This window comes from Cedecea sp. NFIX57 (assembly GCF_900177785.1).
Classification (GTDB): Bacteria; Pseudomonadota; Gammaproteobacteria; order Enterobacterales; family Enterobacteriaceae; genus Cedecea; species Cedecea neteri_C.
Window position 1 is genome coordinate 184,223 of the sequence record NZ_FXAS01000007.1, and the last position, 17,243, is coordinate 201,465.

At 56.8% G+C, this 17,243-nt stretch carries 13 protein-coding genes; 3 read left to right on the top strand and 10 right to left on the bottom strand.

What is annotated here, in order from left to right; translation table 11 throughout:
- Positions 1–3: 3 nt before the first annotated feature.
- The 6 genes from B9Y90_RS08200 to B9Y90_RS08225 all read right to left on the bottom strand — a co-directional run bounded on the left by B9Y90_RS08200 (position 4) and on the right by B9Y90_RS08225 (position 9,590).
- Positions 4–1,944, bottom strand: coding sequence for a MacB family efflux pump subunit (locus B9Y90_RS08200; RefSeq protein WP_085540922.1), 1,941 nt, complete (start codon positions 1,942–1,944; stop codon positions 4–6).
- Entirely contained in the window at positions 1,941–3,128 is a 1,188-nt protein-coding gene (locus B9Y90_RS08205; protein WP_085540923.1) for a macrolide efflux RND transporter periplasmic adaptor subunit EtsA, read from the bottom strand. Before B9Y90_RS08205 ends, B9Y90_RS08200 begins: the two co-directional genes overlap by 4 nt.
- Positions 3,129–3,320: 192 nt before the next feature.
- The gene (locus B9Y90_RS08210) at positions 3,321–4,724 is read right to left on the bottom strand and encodes a heavy metal sensor histidine kinase (protein ID WP_085540924.1); all 1,404 of its coding nucleotides are present in this window, start codon (positions 4,722–4,724) and stop codon (positions 3,321–3,323) included.
- The gene (locus B9Y90_RS08215) at positions 4,721–5,407 is read right to left on the bottom strand and encodes a heavy metal response regulator transcription factor (RefSeq protein WP_008458831.1); all 687 of its coding nucleotides are present in this window, start codon (positions 5,405–5,407) and stop codon (positions 4,721–4,723) included. The genes B9Y90_RS08210 and B9Y90_RS08215 overlap by 4 nt, the downstream gene beginning before the upstream one ends.
- 2 nt (positions 5,408–5,409) lie before the next feature.
- A complete protein-coding gene (locus tag B9Y90_RS08220; protein WP_085540925.1) occupies positions 5,410–8,466 on the bottom strand; it encodes an efflux RND transporter permease subunit in 3,057 nt (1,018 codons plus the stop codon).
- Positions 8,463–9,590: an efflux RND transporter periplasmic adaptor subunit gene (locus B9Y90_RS08225; protein WP_085540926.1), complete on the bottom strand. Its 1,128-nt coding sequence runs from the start codon at positions 9,588–9,590 to the stop codon at positions 8,463–8,465. The genes B9Y90_RS08220 and B9Y90_RS08225 overlap by 4 nt, the downstream gene beginning before the upstream one ends.
- A 210-nt stretch (positions 9,591–9,800) precedes the next feature.
- Here B9Y90_RS08225 and ansP point away from each other — a divergent pair, with 210 nt between their 5' ends.
- Positions 9,801–11,249 (top strand): L-asparagine permease, encoded by a 1,449-nt coding sequence (gene ansP / locus B9Y90_RS08230; RefSeq protein WP_039303133.1) that lies wholly within the window; start codon positions 9,801–9,803, stop codon positions 11,247–11,249.
- A 728-nt stretch (positions 11,250–11,977) separates the two neighbouring features.
- Here ansP and B9Y90_RS08235 read toward each other — a convergent pair.
- From B9Y90_RS08235 to B9Y90_RS08245, 3 genes are read right to left on the bottom strand one after another with little or no spacing between them, the layout of a single operon-like run.
- Positions 11,978–12,637: an anti-sigma factor gene (locus B9Y90_RS08235; protein ID WP_085540927.1), complete on the bottom strand. Its 660-nt coding sequence runs from the start codon at positions 12,635–12,637 to the stop codon at positions 11,978–11,980.
- A complete protein-coding gene (locus B9Y90_RS08240; protein ID WP_085540928.1) occupies positions 12,634–13,188 on the bottom strand; it encodes an RNA polymerase sigma factor in 555 nt (184 codons plus the stop codon). Before B9Y90_RS08240 ends, B9Y90_RS08235 begins: the two co-directional genes overlap by 4 nt.
- A gap of 43 nt (positions 13,189–13,231) precedes the next feature.
- Positions 13,232–13,792, bottom strand: coding sequence for a fasciclin domain-containing protein (locus B9Y90_RS08245; protein ID WP_039303126.1), 561 nt, complete (start codon positions 13,790–13,792; stop codon positions 13,232–13,234).
- Between the two features lie 226 nt (positions 13,793–14,018).
- On the opposite strand from B9Y90_RS08245, the gene pqqU reads away from it, so the two are divergent.
- Entirely contained in the window at positions 14,019–16,166 is a 2,148-nt protein-coding gene (gene pqqU, locus B9Y90_RS08250; RefSeq protein WP_085540929.1) for a TonB-dependent receptor PqqU, read from the top strand.
- Positions 16,167–16,215: 49 nt separating this feature from the next.
- The gene (locus B9Y90_RS08255; protein WP_085540930.1) at positions 16,216–16,671 is read left to right on the top strand and encodes a GNAT family N-acetyltransferase; all 456 of its coding nucleotides are present in this window, start codon (positions 16,216–16,218) and stop codon (positions 16,669–16,671) included.
- On the opposite strand, the gene B9Y90_RS08260 is transcribed toward B9Y90_RS08255, so the two are convergent.
- The coding region (locus tag B9Y90_RS08260) for a LysR substrate-binding domain-containing protein (RefSeq protein ID WP_254902683.1) at positions 16,648–17,243 on the bottom strand (596 nt) is incomplete at its 5' end. The two genes, B9Y90_RS08255 and B9Y90_RS08260, sit on opposite strands and share 24 nt — an antisense overlap.

Here is a 17,243-nt window from a genome sequence, read left to right on the forward strand (position 1 = left end):
AGGTTACTCGCTGGCCAGTGAAACGACCGGGTCCATCCTTGCCGCTTTGCGGGCGGGGAGATAACCGAAGATCATGCCGATTAACGTTGAGCAGAAAAACGCGACTGCTGCGGCCTGCCACGAATAAATCGCCGTGAACATACCGCCTGCCAGGGCGGTAAATAGCGCACCAGCGGCATACGACAGGGCAATACCCAGCGCACCGCCAATCAAGCAAACCAGCACGGCTTCAATCATAAACTGCTGCATAATGTCGCTCCGCCGCGCCCCTACCGCCATGCGCACGCCGATTTCATGGGTTCGTTCGGTGACCGACACCAGCATGATATTCATCACGCCGAGACTGCCGATCATCAGCGAGATACAGGCAACCATCAGAATTAAAATGCTGAAGGTCATCGAAGTGCGTTCGATAGATTTTCTGATCTGCTCGAAGTTATAAAGCTGGAAGTCTTTAACGCCGTGGCGCTGGGTCAATAGCTGCGAGATGGCGCTCACCGCAGCTTCGTTAGCCACGTTGTCTTTTAGCCGGACACTGATGCTGGTCAGCACCGTTTTACCGACCATGCGGTACATCACCGTGCTGTAGGGCATCCATACGGTGATACGATTGGGTGCATAGCTGCGATTGTTGCTTTGGGCGATACCCACCACGCGTGCCGGAACGGAGCCCAGGAAAACAATTTGCCCCAGCGCCTGCAGCCCGGCCTCATCAAACAGCGCCTTACGGGCGTTCTCATCGATAATCACTTCCTGCAGGGCGTTACGGTCGTCCCTGAAGGTTGTCCCTTGCAAAAGCTGAATGCCGTTAACGCGGAAGTGATCTCGCCCGACGCCGTTGATCGACGCGGTTGCGGATTTACCGAGAAAACGAATGTTGTCCGAGGCGCTAACCTCCGGGCTTACGCTGTCGACGAAACCCTGCTTTGCCAGCGCCTCCGCGTCTGCTGGCACCAGCGTCCGAATGCCTTCGATACCGTCATCAAAAAAGTCCCGGCCCGGATAAATGCTGACGACGTTGGTCCCCAGGTCCTTAATATTCTCCAGCGTTTTCTGCTTCGCGCCCTCGCCCAACGCCACAACCGTGACAACGGCGGCAATACCGAAAATTATCCCTGTCATGGTTAGCGTGGTGCGTAAGCGATGCGCATTCATCGCTTTAAGCGCCATTTGCAGCGATTCTCGCGTGCGGTCGAGCAGACTTTGCCAGCGGCTTTGGCGGGTGCGATTAGGCGGCGGCAGCGTTTGTGTGGCCGTTACGTGGCTGCCGCTGTCGGCGATGATTTCGCCGTCCCGCAGTTCGATAATGCGCTGAGCGTGCCGGGCCACTTTCATGTCGTGGGTCACCATCACGACCGTATGACCACGCTGGTTAAGTTCGCTCAGGATGGCTAACACCTCCTGACCTGACTGAGAATCCAGCGCGCCGGTCGGCTCATCGGCAAGAATAATCTCCCCGCCATTGATCAACGAGCGGGCAATACTGACGCGCTGCTGCTGGCCGCCAGAAAGCTCGCCGGGCTTATGGTGCTCACGCCCTTCCAGCCCCAGCCTGCCAAGCAGTGCGGCGGCACGCAGGCGACGCTTGTCACGTTCACTGTTGGCGTAAATAGCCGGGATCTCAACGTTGCCGAGGGCGCTAAGGTCAGGCATCAGGTGGTAGCGCTGGAAAATAAAACCGATATGCTCTCGCCGCACTCGAGCCAGTTCATCCGGCGAAAGCTGGGCGGCATTTTGCCCGCCGATGTAGTAATCGCCGCTGTCAGGTACATCGAGGCAGCCCATAATGTTCATCAAGGTCGACTTACCCGATCCTGATGCACCGATGATCGCCACCATTTCCCCGGCGGCGATGGTCAGATCGATATTTTTCAGCACGGTTAACGCTTGCCCGCCGTTGCCGTAGGTCCGGCTAATGCCCTTTAGCTCGATGATGTTACTCACAGGACAAACCCTTCCCCAGGTGCTTTCTCACCTGGCTGTGACAGCACGACATTTTCCCCGACTTTTACGCCCTCGAGGATCTGAATATCGACGCTGTTGGTGATCCCTGTTTTCACCTCTCGGGCCTCCAGCTTGCCGTCGGCCCGCAGCACCTGTACTTCCTGTTTATTTCCTTCGGCTTTATGCACGGCCTGAATCGGGACCAGCAGCGTGTCTTTGGCCTCTCCGGCCAGCAGCGTGACCTGTGCCGTCATCGCAATACGGAGGCGATTTTCCGGATTCGGCACGTCGAGCAGCGCGTTGTAATAGACGGACGCATTGGACGTGCCAGAGCCAGATGCCGTGCTGCTGCCAGCAAGAGAGTCATCTTTCATCACCGACTCCGGCGCCAGTTCAACGGTGCGCAGCCTCGCGTCATAATGTTTGTCCGGCTCAGAGAAAATAGTGAAACGGGCTTTTTGCCCTGCTGAAATGCGGGTGATATCGGCTTCAGAAATCTGAGCCTTGATGGTCATGACGTCGAGACGAGCCAGCTTGATGATGGTCGGCGCACTTTGGCTGGAGTTCACGGTCTGCCCTTGCTGCGTGACAACGGCGATAACAATCCCGTCCATCGGTGCCACGACTCGCGTATAGCCAAGATCGACTTTTTTCTTATCCACTTCTATTTGCGCCTGAACAAGCTTGGCATTCAGAGACAGCAATTCTGCCCGAGTAGTGGCAAGCGTAGCTTCTGCAGACTCAAAATCTTCGCGCGAGCTGGCATCTTCGCTCAGCATCTGGCGCTGGCGTTTGAACCGTAGCTCAGATTGTTTCAGGAGCGCTTGCTTAGCCTGCAGATCGGCTTTGACTACATTGAGCGCGGCTTCGGCGTTACGCAGTTCGTTACGCTGCGGCACATCATCAATGTCGGCGATGGACTGCCCTTTGGTGACATGGTCTCCCAGCTTCACTTTGAGCGACTTGACCTGGCCTGAAACCTGCGCCCCGACGTTAACGCGCTCGATAGCATCGATTCGCCCGGTAGCCAGGACAGAGTTTTCGATATCGCCCTTGCGTACAGGAGCAGTCACATAATCAGGTGTATCCGGGCTTCTGAGGAAGAAGAACAGAGCGATAGTCAGGAGGATGATCAGCGCCACGGCCAGGGCAATGGCACGGCGAGAAAAGTGTTTCAATAGCATTGGGCAGGTTTTCCATAACAATAAAAGCGATGATCCCAGAAACTCATAATGAACGCCCCAGTCTCTACTGGAGCTAAACACGTTTCATCTGTTTGGATTTTATTCAGGTCGGCACAAAAGGCTACCTGTTTACCTCACTGAGACTCATTCCGCTTAGTATTGTTCCTGCCATGAGAGATTATTCTGTGTGATTCATGCCTTGTCGTGCGGCGGCAATGAGAGCGTAAACGTGCTGCCGCGCCCAGGCTCGCTGACTACGCTGATTTTGCCGCCGTGCAGTTCCGCAATGGTTTTCACAATCGCCAGCCCCAGCCCGGTGTTTTCCGTGGCGCTGCGGGAGGCTTCTCCCCGGAAAAAGCGATCAAAAATCAGCGGCAGATGTTCGGGTTTGATGCCTTCTCCATCATCACTCACGCTCAATATCACCCGTTCATCGGCAATTTTTGCACTGAGCGTGATATGCCCTTTTTCAGGCGTGTGGCGCAGGGCATTAGAGAGCAAATTTGAGAGTGCCCGCTGGATAAGCTGCGGGTCAGCATAGAATGAAACGTCCCCCCGGCTTGCGAGGGTAATCTCTTTTTCTTCTGCCAGAATGTCATAGAAACCAATAAGTTTTTCGAATTCATGGGCACTGCTTAGCCATTCGGCATTCAGCACTTCGCGGCTGTTATCTGCCCGGGCAAGGAACAGCATGGAGGAGATCATGCGCGACAGCCGCTCGCCTTCTTCCACAATGGCGGCCAGCGTTTCCTGGTACTCTTCGGCGCTGCGGTCTTTGGTTTGAATGACGCTGGCGGCAGAGATCAGGTTGTTTATCGGCCCCCGCAGCTCATGGGCAATGTCCGATGAAAAGCGATTTAGCTGATGAAACGAGGCCTCAAGACGCATCATCATGCGGTCAAACGACGCCGCCAGCGCGTTCAGTTCCGGCGGCCAACGCTGATCCAGGATCCGGGTGTGCAGATCGTTAGCGTGAATTTTCTCAATTTCGGTGGTGATCGTGCGCAGCGGCGCTAGCCCCCGGCGGGAAAGCCACCAGCCAAAGGCGGCAAACAGCAGGATCGCCAGCGCGGCGAAGAATTGCATGCGCTTGTAATAGGTATTGATTATTTCGTTGTTGCCGGAGACGTTGAGCGCCGCTTGCACCAGCCATTTCTGGTTATTTTTTAGGGTGAACAGCGTGGAGGTAATTAAGTATTTTTGCCGGATATTCTCCGCGCGATAATGCCATTCCCGGTAGCTAAACCCGGGGCCAGGCAGCGGAAAATCCTGCTCCGGGATAACCATATTGTTGGATTGCGCGTACACCTTGCCTTCCGGGCTGAAGATGCGCAGCGACAGACGCTCCTGCCGCACCACGGACTCCAGCAGCTCGGTTTGCCACTCCTCTCCGTTGTCCTGCCGCTCGCCAATCGCCGTAGCAATTTCCTGCTGGAACTGGATAGAACTTTGTAGCTCCAGCTCATCTTTATGATTGAGCTGCTGGCGCATAGTCGAATAAAGCACGCCGGACACGCTGTAAAGCACGATGGCCATCGTGACGGAGAAGTAGAGCGTCAGGCGCGCCGTGATCGACAAATGCGACAGTTTTATCATCCGCGTAATTCCAGCACATACCCTGCGCCGCGCAGGGTGTGGAGTAATTTATCCTCAAAGCCGTCGTCAATTTTGTTGCGCAAGCGGCGGATGGCGACGTCTATGACGTTAGTTTCCGGGTCAAAATTCATGTCCCACACCTGCTCGGCAATCACTGTGCGCGACAACACTTCGCCCGAGCGGCGCATCAGCAGGCTTAGCAGCAAGAATTCTTTTTGCGTCAGCTCTATTCGCACCCCGGCGCGGGACACTTTGTGCCGCAGAAAATCGAGCTTCAAATCGCCCACCTGCAGCAGGTTCTCTTCAAGAATCGCGGTCGGCGGCGCGGAACGGCGCAGAATCACCCTCGCCCGCGCCAGCAGCTCGCTAAAAGAAAAAGGTTTGATCAGATAATCTTCCGCGCCCAGTTCGAGGCCGTGGACTCTGTCCTCCACATCATCCCGCGCGGTCAGAAACATGATAGGCGTCTGTTTTCCGGCCTGACGCGCCATTTCGATGATCTTCCAGCCGTCAATGCCCGGCAGCATCACGTCGAGGATCGCCAGGTCATAGTCCGTGGTCAGGAGATAATGCAGGCCATCGATACCGTTTCCGGCGACATCGACCACGAAATCGTTCTCGCGCAGCCCTTTGGCAATATACTCCGAGGCCATTTTCTGATCTTCCACCAGCAGAATTTTCATCATCACTCCTTCGTCCCCTGAGGGTTGCCGTCAAACAGCAGGAACAGCACCGGCGTAATAAACAGGGTGATCAACTGAGAGAACAGCAGCCCGCCGACAATCGCCACCCCCATCGGCTGACGCAGTTCGGCCCCCGCGCCCAGGCCCAGCGCAATGGGGATCGCCCCCATAATGGCGCAAAGCGTGGTCATCATGATCGGTCGGAACCGCTGTAAACACGCCTGCATAATGGCATCATGCGGCGTCATGCCGTGTTCACGCTGCGCCACTAACGCGAAATCTATCATCATGATAGCGTTCTTTTTGACAATACCAATCAGCAGCAGAATACCAATCATGGCAATAAACGTAAGATCGAGATTAAACAGCCTCAGGGCCAGGAGCGCCCCGACCGCCGCCGACGGCAGGCCAAGCAGAATGGTCAGCGGATGGATCCAGCTTTCATACAGCACGCCGAGAATGACGTAAATCACCGCCAGCGCCAGCACAATCAGCCAGATCTGGCTGCTCTGGGACTGCTGGAACAGCGCCGCCTGCCCGGCGTAGGTGCCGAACACAGAAGACGGCAGGTGAATCGCCTGCTGAGCCTGGGCAATGGCCGCCGTTGCATCCGACAGCGATTTCCCCGGCGCCAGGTCGAACGAAAGCGTAATCGCCGGCAGCTGCCCCTGGTGGTTGACCGCCGTCACGCCCTGGGTGCGAGAAATCGTCGTGAAGGTGGTGATCGGCAGCAGCGCCCCACTTGATGACTGGACATAGATTTTCGACAGGTCGCTTTCGTCCTGCCGGAACGGCTCCTGCACTTCCATGATCACTTCATAGCTGTCTTCCGGGGCATAAATCGTCGACACCTGGTAAGTCCCGAACGCGTCATACAGCGTGTCGCGAATCTGCTGGATATCCACGCCCATCAGCGAGGCTTTGTTTCTGTCGATAACTAATTGCGCCTGCAGCCCGTTGATCTGCGCGTCGGTATTCAGGCCGACAAAGACCCCGCTTTTTTGCATCTCCGCCATCAGCCGGTTCGCCCAGTCGTTGAGGCTGGTATCGCCGCTGCTGACGGCCTGCAGCGTGTACTGATAGGTACTTTTCGCACTGCGGCCGCCTACTCGCAGGTTTTGCACCGGGCTGAAGTAAACTTTAATGCCCGGTAAATAGCCGGTTTCCGAGCGCAGCTGTTTCAGCACCGCGTCCAGCGGTGGGCGCTGACTCTGGCTTTTGAGCGTCAGGCTTAACTGCGTGGTGTCGTGGTCAACGCGGGTCAGTACATCACTGACGCTCGGATCTTTCATCAGCGTTTTACCCAACTGCTGCGCCACGCCCAGCCGCCCGAGATACGACATATCCTGCGGCGCATCAATGCTGGCGGTTACCTGCCCGATATCTTCCTGCGGGAAGAACCCCTTCGGTGAAAACCAGTACAGGCCGATGGTAAGCGCAATCGTGCTTAGCGCGACGCCAATCATAATCACGCGATGAGAAACCGCCCATTCCAACCCGTTCCCATACTGGCGGCGCAGCGCTTCGAACCCACGCTCAAAGACCTGGCTCCAGCGCGGTTCAGGTTTATCTTCCGGCGTGTGCTCACGAATAAGTTTTGGAACCAAAAGCGGAATAATGGTCAACGATGCCGCAGCGGAAACCAGAATCGTCAGCGATACCACGTAGGCAAACTCGTGGAAAAGCAGGCCAATCGTGCCCGGCATAAAGAAGATCGGAATAAACACCGCCACCAGGGAAAGTGAAATAGAAATAACGGTGAACGCCACCTCTTTCACCCCTTTCAGCGCGGCGCGATACGGCGTTTCCCCCTCTTCCATGTAGCGCATGATGTTCTCCAGCACCACAATCGCATCATCCACCACCAGGCCGACGGCGATGGTCAGCCCCATCAGCGAGATATTGTCGAGGCTCAGACCAAAGGCATACATCAGGCCGAATGCGCCGAGCAGAGAAATCGGCAGGCTGAGCGCCGGAATGATCGTCGCCCGGATATGGCGCAGGAACATCAGGATCACCATCACTACCAGGGCAATGGTCAACAGCAGCGTCAGCGTCACGTCATGAATCGCCGCACGGATCGACAGCGAGCGGTCATTAAGAAACTTCACGCTAACCGACGACGGCATCTGCGCCTGTAGTTTTGGCATCAACTGGCGAATGGCGTCGATGGTGGAAACAATGTTCGCGCCGGGCTGGCGCTGCACGCTGAGTACAATCGCGCGGTTACCGTTCACTGCGCTGTAGCTCAGCGTATTTTCGATGCTGTCCTGCACGGTGGCCACATCTGAAAGCCTGACCGGCTGGCCGTTTCGCGTGGCAACAATAACTTTGGCGAAGTCCGCCGCGTTGCGCAAATCGCCGCTGGTTTGCAGCATCACCATCTGGCGCTTACCGTCCAGTTCGCCGATCGGCGAGTTGTTATTAGCGTTTGCCAACGCGGTATGTACGTCTTCCAGCGTCAGATTGGTGGCCGCCAGCTTGTCCGGGTTCACCTCCACGCGCACGGCATAGCGTTTCTGCCCCAGCACGGTCACCTGCGCCACGCCGTTCAGGGTGGAAAGCGCCGGTGAGATCAGGTCATCCGAGAAGCGGTTCAGGTCGGAAAGCGCCATTGACGGCGAGTCGATGCCGATTTGAATGATCGGCGCATCCGCCGGGTTAATTTTGCGGAATGAAGGCGGCGTGGTCATCTGCGACGGCAGCTGTTTTAACGCTTGGTACAGTGCGGACTGCACGTCCACCGCCGCCGAATCAATATCCCGCGACGGATCAAACTCAATGACGATAGTCGTGGCACCCTCGAGACTGTTGGAGGTCATGTTCACCACGCCAGGAATCGTCGACAGCTTTTTCTCCAGCGGCGTTGCCACCGATGACGCCATGGTTTCAGGGCTGGCACCGGAAAGCGAAGCGCTGACCTGAATCGTCGGTGTGTCGTAGTTAGGCAGCGCGGCAATGGGCAGTTTAAACCAGCACACCGCGCCGGCGACCATCACCGCCAGCCACAGCAGCATCACGGCAATCGGCCGTTTCAGGCATTGTTCCGCAAATGTCATGATGAAGACCCCGCTGGCGCGTTAACCACCTTCACGGACATCCCCGGCCGCAGGGCATTAGCACCCTCCAGCACCACTTTCATGCCGGGCTGAATGCCGCTCACCACCGCCATTTGCTGCTGGATGCGCAACAATGTAACCGGTTGCGTTGTGGCGTGCATTTGGGCGTCGATAACGTAAACAAAATGCCCGTCGGGGCCGTCCTGCACGGCCTGAGGCGGTAAAACAACGACATTCGGCGTGCTGCCCGCGCTGACCGTAATATTCTGATAAGCGCCCGGCCAGAGCTGGTTTTCACCGTTCGCAAAACGGGCTTTAAAGTTCACCGTGCCGCTGTCCTGGCTGACGGTGTTATCGATAAAACTGAGCGTGCCGGTCACCGGTTTTCCGCTGGCGTCGGTCACCTGTACTTCTACCGGCCCCTGATGCTGCGCGGCGACCACGGCGTTGAGATCCTGCTCCGGCAGGGTAAATTCTGCGCCGATCGGATCAAATTGATTGATGCTGACCATTGGTAACGTGCTGCCCGGCTGCGCAAGGCTGCCGATGTGCACGTTCAAGGCACCTGTTTTGCCGCTAACGGGCGCGTAAATCCGGGTATAGGCGAGCTGCGCCTGGGCGGTGTGAATATCATCCTGGGCAGACTTATATTGTGCCGCCGCCTGCTGTTGCGCACTGACCAGCGCATCCCAGTCGGAAGAAGAGATGTAGTGGGTTTTCAGCAACGGCTGCCCACGGCTGAGGTCGCGGTCGGCTTTATCCAGCTCGGCTTTAATCACCCCCAACTGGGCCTGGGCATGGCCCAGCGCGGCCTGTTCTTCGGCATCATCCAGCACAAACAGCAATTGCCCTTGCTTAACAAAATCCCCTTCGTTGAAGGCAACCTGGCTCACCGGGCTGGTGATTTGCGCGCGAATGTCCACCTCATTGAGCGACACAAGATGCCCCTGGGTGGAGAACGTCAGCGGCAGCGTTTGGCTGGCCGCGGCGACCAGGCTAACTTTCGGCAGCGCCGTTTTCTTTTGCGTTGCCGGAGAGGAGGCCTGGGAGTACAGCCAGAGTCCCGCCGCCCCCGCCAGCACGCAGGCCATCGCCAGCCCTTTTTTTGACCGTTTTATGTTCATGATGCAGCGCTTCTCTGAGTCCTGGTATAGCAGGAATGTTACGCCCGTCACGCCAACAGAACGCCGCCACTAAAATGACAAGTTTGTAATTTTGCTTCTCATTCAATTTTCTGCCAGGATTCCTCGCCCTCTTTTTCACGGCCTCCGCAGCCAGAATTAACGGGCGGAAAAGGACGGCGCTTTTTAACTCAAAGGCAGACAGGAATCTCAATGAAAACAAAGACTGAAGCGGAACACCGCGCCGCCAAACGGCGCTGGCTGAATTCCCAGGACTCGGGGTATCACCAGGCGATGAGCAACCGTCACGTACAGATGATTGCCATCGGCGGCGCCATCGGTACCGGCCTGTTTCTCGGCGCAGGTGCGCGCCTGCAGGCGGCAGGGCCGGCGCTGGCATTAATCTATCTGGTTTGCGGTATTTTCTCTTTCTTCATCCTTCGCGCTTTGGGCGAGCTGGTTATCCATCGCCCGTCCAGCGGCAGTTTCGTCTCCTACACCCGTGAATTCCTCGGTGAAAAAGCCGCCTACGTTTGCGGCTGGATGTATTTCGTTAACTGGGCGATGACCGGCATCGTGGATATCACCGCTGTGGCGCTCTATATGCACTACTGGGGCGCGTTCGGCGATGTGCCGCAGTGGGTCTTCGCCCTCGGCGCACTGGCCGTGGTCGCGGCGATGAACATGATTGGCGTGAAGTGGTTTGCCGAGATGGAGTTCTGGTTTGCGCTGGTCAAAGTGTTGGCCATCGTCGCCTTCCTGATCGTCGGCACCATTTTCCTCGGCACCGGGAAACCGATTGACGGCAACAGCACAGGCTTCCATCTGATAACCGATAACGGCGGCCTCTTCCCGCACGGGCTGCTGCCAGCGTTGGTGTTGATTCAGGGGGTTGTATTTGCCTTCGCTTCTATCGAATTAGTCGGCACCGCCGCCGGGGAATGTAAAGACCCGAAAACCATGGTACCGAAGGCCATCAACAGCGTGATCTGGCGTATTGGCCTGTTCTATGTTGGCTCCGTGGTGCTGCTGGTTCTGCTGCTGCCGTGGAACGCCTATCAGGCGGGGCAAAGCCCGTTCGTGACCTTCTTCTCGAAGCTCGGCGTGCCTTACATCGGCGATGTGATGAACATCGTGGTATTAACCGCCGCGCTCTCCAGCCTGAACTCCGGCCTGTACTGCACCGGGCGTATTCTGCGTTCGATGTCGATGGGCGGTTCCGCACCTCAGTTCATGTCGAAAATGAGCAAGAATCAGGTGCCGTATGCCGGGATTCTGGTCACCAGCGGCGTGTACGTGCTTGGCGTGTTCCTCAACTATCTGGTGCCTTCGCAGGTGTTTGAGATCGTGCTGAATATGGCGTCTCTGGGCATCATTACCTCCTGGGCGTTTATCGTGCTGTGCCAGATTCGCCTGCGCAAGGCGATAAAAGAAGGGAAAGCGGACGACGTGAGCTTCAAGCTGCCGGGCGCGCCGTTTACCTCCTGGTTGACACTGCTGTTCCTGCTTGGTGTGCTGGTATTGATGGCGATGGACTACCCGAACGGGACGTTCACCATTGCATCTATTCCGGTACTGGCGATTCTGCTGACGCTGGGCTGGTTTGGCGCTCGCAAGCGCGTGCATGAAGTGGCTCAGCAGGTTCACGATCACCACGAGTAGTGCCCCTCGCCCTGACCCTCTCCCCACCGGGGAGAGGGAATCAAGCAGACACCCTCTTAGTCACAAATCCCCAGGATTATGTAAGGACGGTAAATATTCCGTTCACTTCCAGCCTTTTTTATATGCAGCCACCGCATCAGTGAACGTCTCAGGGGAATCACCGTCATTCCCCCGAGACCCCGGACTCCCGGCCAAATAAATCGACCGCTGAAGCGGCAGACCTCCGTTTTATCTCCCAGTCCTGGGTCGGCTGAGATGCGTTCCCGACGCTCTAAACCTCCGGCCGTTCCCGACGGCCGGACCCTGGCCAGTCGGAGAGAAAACGGAGGCGATTTAAGCCGGAACCGTGCCTCGCTTTTAGCCCACAGCCATTCTGAAAGTCATTGTTGCTTCAAGTCCTACAGCCACGCCCTTGTTCTCGGCTCTCAGCGCCCCCGGCTATGACCCAACTCAGGCGGGGTTGAGCTGTCGGGAACAGCGAAAGAGAGCGATCGTCGGGAACGAATCGCGAACGACCCCGAATGTTTGGGTGATAGCCGGTGGGTTTACCGCTTCAGCGGCGATGAGCTCGCCGGGCGCCGGGGCTGTCCGGGGGATGGCGTTATCCCCCGGACACGTTCACCGTGCTGGGAACGTGCAGGGAAAACAGATCTACGGGTGAACGGAATAACTGCTGAGCGAAAGATATCTACTGGAAGACTGTGACAGAGACGGAGGGGGAACAGCCCCTACAACACCCCGCTATACACCACCGGTCCTGTTGGCTGCCCGGTCGGCGAACCGCCCTGCGGCTCCAGACTGATGGCGATCGTCACACCTCGTGACAATGTCACGTTTCCGTTGCTAACCTGGGTCACCGATTTACTGTCCAAAAGCCCGAGCGAGACAGGCTTCGCGCCAACCGGGATAGCCCACAGCTGCAGGCTATTGCTGGCGGAGACAGAGGCCAGCTGCAGTGGCGTCAGGCGCAGCGTTTTCCGGTCGCTGTCGGCGCTAACCAACCACTGCCCCTGCTGACTGCCGCCGTTAAGTACGATAAGCGGCGCCAGCTCCGGCGCTTTGGTACTGAAGTATGGCACCAGCGCAACCGCAGCAAGCCCGGCGGCCAGCGCCCAGCCAAGATAGTTCCAGCGCCAGCGGGAAGGCACGACGACATTGCGCTCGGGCGGCAGGCTAAGCTGAATTTTCTTCCACACGGTTTCCGGCGGATGTTGGGGTTGGAGTTGACTGTCCAGCCCACCAAGCAGGGTTTGCCAGCGCCCCACGAGGGCGGCGAGGTCCGGCTCAGCCTGGAGTCGTTTCTCGAACCGTAAGCGGGCGCTGCCGCGCAGCGTACCCAGCGCGTATTCAGAGGCCAGGGCGTTATCTCGTTGTTGGCTACTGTTCATAGTCCGACGCAATCCTTAAGGTGATCCAGCGCCCGGCGGATCCAACTTTTCACCGTGCCGAGCGGCTGTTGTAGCCAGTCGGCGATATCGCCGTGAGACATGCCCTGGTAGTAGGCCAGCACCACGCTTTGCCGCTGCTCGCTGGTCAAATTGTCCAGGCACCCGCGCAGGCGGCCTGCCTGCTGTTCATCGCACCAGTCGTTGTCCCCTTCACTTTCACTATCAGCCGCGTGGTCGCTGAGTTCGTCTTCCTGATTTGCCGCGCGGGATTGGCCACTGCGCAACCAGTCGATACAGCGGTTGCGGACAATGTGGGTCAGCCAGGTCTCGGGGGCGCTTATGGCCGGATCGTAGCCTGACGCTTTATTCCAAACAGTAAGAAAAGCGTCGTGCAGAATCTCTTCGGCCCACGCCCGGCGCTGAACGGTACGCAGCGCCACGGCAAACAAACGGGGAGACGTCAGGCGATAGAGTTGTTCAAATGCGCGGCGGTCGCCATCAGCAACCGCCTGCATCAGTTTTACCTGCTGTTCTACCAGAGTTTTATCCATAGTTTTCTCGACCAGGCGACGAGCCTGGATCGAGTATAGACACTCACTTCGGCATCAGGACGGTATCAATCACGTCTATCACACCATTTTTCTGGTTTACGTCATAAGTGCTGATATTGGCGATGTTGCCTTTCCCGTCTTTGAGCTGAATATTGTGTGGGCCGTTATTCATGATCCAGAGCGGCTGGCCGTTCACCGTTTTTAATTCCGCGCTGCCGCCACCCTGCTGGATTTTTTTCTCCAGCGCTTTCATGTCGTATTTTCCTGCCACCACGTGATAGGTCAGGATGCTGGTCAACGTGGCTTTGTTTTCCGGTTTAACCAGATTGCTGACCGTGCCCGCCGGCAATTTGGCAAATGCAGCATCGGTTGGGGCAAAGACGGTAAACGGCCCTTTGCTCTCCAGCGTATCGACTAAACCGGCGGCTTTCACCGCCGCCACTAGCGTGGTGTGATCTTTAGAATTCACGGCATTCTCAACAATATTTTTTGACGGATACATTGCTGCACCGCCCACCATCACGGAATCGTTCGTCATTGAGGCAATGCTCAGCGTACTGAAAAAAGCAGAGGCGCACACGGCGGAGGCAAAATACTTGTTCATGTTGAATTCCTCAATTGTAGGGAGCAAGAGAGTTGCTCACATTCTGATATACGGTTGAGGGTGCGCCGCTGGATGCAGTAAAAATAAAAAATATTTCGTCGTTAATTTCATCAGTAATAACTTATTGTTAACGTTACGTGCGCTAATAATTTTCAAAACTTAAACACAGGAACTAACATATACAGTTCACAATCCTGACAATTGCGCATGCCGTAAACACCGCCTGATGAAGACACCCCAGAAAAAGACGCTCCAGACTCATAAGACCGCCCTTTCCCTTCTCCTGATCCCGGCCTTAACGCCTGGATTGACACAAGCCACTGAAACACAGTCCAAAGATGAATCCACGCTGCTGGTCACCGCTAAACCGACAACCGTTTCTGAGCTCGATACGCCAGCCGCGGTCAGCGTGGTGTATGGCGATGATTTGCGCCAGGCTGCGCCCCGGATAAACCTGTCAGAAAATCTAGGCGCTGTGCCGGGGCTGCAAATTCAAAACCGCCAAAACTATGCTCAGGATTTACAGCTTTCCGTGCGCGGCTTTGGTTCACGCTCGATGTACGGCGTACGCGGCGTGCGCATGTATGTGGACGGCATTCCGGCCACCATGCCCGATGGCCAGGGACAAACGTCTAATATCGATTTGAACAGCGTGGACAGCGTGGAAGTGCTTCGCGGGCCGTTTTCTGCGCTCTACGGGAACTCGTCCGGCGGCGTGGTTAACGTCAAAACAGAAACGGGCCGCCAGCCGCCGACGATCGAGGCCAGCAGCTACTTCGGCAGTTTTGGCAGTTGGCGCAACAGCGTGAAAGCCACCGGCTCAACCGGCGACGGCACGCAGGCCGGGGATGTGGACTATACGATTTCCGCCTCGCGCTTTACCACGCAGGGCTATCGCGACCACAGCAGCGCACAGAAAAACCTCGGAAATGCGAAGCTTGGCGTTCGCCTCAATGACGTCAGCAAGCTGACCTTGTTGTTCAACAGCGTGGATATTGACGCCAACGATCCCGGCGGCCTGACCAGGCAGGAGTGGCACGACAACCCAACGCAGGCACCCCGCGCCGATCAGTACAATACGCGAAAAACAACGAAGCAAACCCAGGGTGGCCTGCGCTATGACCGGCAGCTCAGTGAGCATGATGATTTAAGCGTGATGATGTACGCGGGCGTGCGTGAAACCACGCAGTATCAGTCCATTCCCGTATCTGCACATAAAAATCCAACTCACCCTGGCGGTGTGATCCAACTGGCAAGGCATTACCAGGGCATTGATACCCGCTGGACGCACAACGGCGAGCTCGGCAGCGTGCCGGTCGGCTTCACCACCGGGCTGGACTACGAGACGATGACCGAGAAGCGCAAAGGCTACGAGAACTTTGTCACGGTAAACGGCGCTACGGTATTGGGCGAGCAAGGTAACCTGCGCCGCAACGAACGTAATCTGATGTGGAACCTCGACCCGTACCTGCAAACGACCTGGCAGTTAACCGACAAACTCAGCCTCGATGCGGGCGCACGCTTCAGCTCAGTCTATTTTGATTCCAACGACTATTACATCGTGGGGAAAAACGGTGACGACAGCGGCAGCGCCAGCTATCACAAGTGGTTGCCTGCGGCCTCGTTAAAATATGCCATCAACGACGGCTGGAATATTTACACCTCCGCAGGGCGCGGGTTTGAAACGCCGACCATCAACGAACTTTCTTACCGCGACAACGGTGCGTCTGGTCTTAACTTTGCCCTGCAGCCGTCCACCAACACAACGGTAGAAGTGGGCAGTAAAAACCGCATTGGCAACGGCCTGTTCACCGCCGCCCTGTTCCAGACCGATACCGATAACGAGATCGTAGTTGATCAAAGCAGCGGCGGACGCACCACCTATAAAAATGCCGGTGAAACTCGCCGCCGTGGGCTTGAGCTTTCGCTCGATCAGCAGTTTGCCGCCGACTGGCGATTGAAAATGGCCTGGACGTATCTGGAGGCGACCTACCGCACTAATGTTTGCGGGGCAAATAACTGCAACGGCAACCGAATGCCGGGGATCGCCCGCAATATGGGGTATGCGTCGTTGGGTTACGTGCCTGAAGACGGCTGGTATGCGGGCGCAGATGTTCGCTACATGAGCGATATCCAGGCGGACGATCAGAACGACGCCAAAGCCCCGACCTACATCACCGTAGGATTGAATACCGGCTACAAGCTCCACATCCGGCAAAACTGGCTGCTGGACATCTGGGGACGAGTTGATAATCTGTTCGACCGCGATTATGTCGGCTCGGTGATTGTCAATGAAGGCAATGGCCGCTATTTCGAGCCAGCGCCAGGGCGTAACTATGGCGTGGGCGTCAACGTAAGCTACAGCTTCCAGTAAGCTTTTTCCCTCCGGCTTTTGTCGGGGGGGAGATTAAAAAAGGATTTTTATGTCACCCAACCTTACCCTTCGGGATGCCACCCAGGCAGACATCGAGACTATTTTCTCCATCCGAACCAGCGTCAAAGAGAATCATCTATCGCGCGAAGAAATGGCCGAAATGGGCATCACGCCGCAGACTATAGCCGGGATTATTGCTGAATCACCGTGCATCTGGCTGGCAGACGTGGACGGTGAACCTGCGGGGTTTGCAATGGCGATTGCCGAAGAAGCCTGCCTGTTTGCCATGTTCGTTCAGCCACAGTTTGAAGGCCAGGGCGTCGGGAAATTGTTGCTGGAGAAAGCCGAGGCGTTCCTGTTTGCCCAGCAGCCCGTTATTTGGCTTGAAACGGCGGCAAGCAGCCGCGCCGCCGCGTTCTATCAGCGCCACGGCTGGCAGCCTGTGGGGGAACAAGACGGCGAAGATATTCGCTTCGAAAAATCACGCCCCGCAGCTGCGAAATAACAACTCCCTTACCCATCGGTGCGCGCTGTCGTGATACGTGCGCTCATGCCAGGCGGCGACTTTGGTAAAACCGGGGATCGCCAGCGGCGGCTGATGGCTGACGATATCCGCGTTGCCGGCAATAAGCCTGGCGGGTACCACGGCCATCAGATCGCTGGTTTTTAAAATCTCGTTTAAAAATAAGAAGCTCTGCACCGACAGGCTAACCCGCCGTGCGCGCTTCACTTTCTGTAAAGCACTGTCGGTCACGCCGCTAAACTCCCCGCCGCTCCACGAAACCAGCGCATGATCGCAGGCGCAAAACTGATCCAGGGTGATCGCCTGCTGCCGGGCCAGGTGATGCTGCTGCCCCATCGCACACACGTAATGCTCCTCGTACAGCGTGTGAACGTGGAGGTCAGCCGGCAGCGAAAAAGTCGTCATGATAGAGAGATCAAGCTCGCCGCTTTCCAGCATCGGCTGAAGCTGGCCGTCAACTGCGTATTCTGGCCTGGCGTGAACGGTCATTCTGGCGGAACGTGAACGCTGATTCTGGTTTTGCGTGAACGCGTATTCCGGCGGAAAGTACCACG

Bases quoted from the DNA above. Each gene is read 5' to 3' on its own strand.
- B9Y90_RS08205 (WP_085540923.1), bottom strand. From the start codon at position 3,128: ATGCTATTGAAACACTTTTCTCGCCGTGCCATTGCCCTGGCCGTGGCG.
- B9Y90_RS08210 (WP_085540924.1), bottom strand. From the start codon at position 4,724: ATGATAAAACTGTCGCATTTGTCGATCACGGCGCGCCTGACGCTCTAC.
- B9Y90_RS08215 (WP_008458831.1), bottom strand. From the start codon at position 5,407: ATGAAAATTCTGCTGGTGGAAGATCAGAAAATGGCCTCGGAGTATATT.
- B9Y90_RS08220 (WP_085540925.1), bottom strand. From the start codon at position 8,466: ATGACATTTGCGGAACAATGCCTGAAACGGCCGATTGCCGTGATGCTG.
- B9Y90_RS08225 (WP_085540926.1), bottom strand. From the start codon at position 9,590: ATGAACATAAAACGGTCAAAAAAAGGGCTGGCGATGGCCTGCGTGCTG.
- ansP (WP_039303133.1), top strand. From the start codon at position 9,801: ATGAAAACAAAGACTGAAGCGGAACACCGCGCCGCCAAACGGCGCTGG.
- B9Y90_RS08235 (WP_085540927.1), bottom strand. From the start codon at position 12,637: ATGAACAGTAGCCAACAACGAGATAACGCCCTGGCCTCTGAATACGCG.
- B9Y90_RS08240 (WP_085540928.1), bottom strand. From the start codon at position 13,188: ATGGATAAAACTCTGGTAGAACAGCAGGTAAAACTGATGCAGGCGGTT.
- B9Y90_RS08245 (WP_039303126.1), bottom strand. From the start codon at position 13,792: ATGAACAAGTATTTTGCCTCCGCCGTGTGCGCCTCTGCTTTTTTCAGT.
- pqqU (WP_085540929.1), top strand. From the start codon at position 14,019: ATGAAGACACCCCAGAAAAAGACGCTCCAGACTCATAAGACCGCCCTT.
- B9Y90_RS08255 (WP_085540930.1), top strand. From the start codon at position 16,216: ATGTCACCCAACCTTACCCTTCGGGATGCCACCCAGGCAGACATCGAG.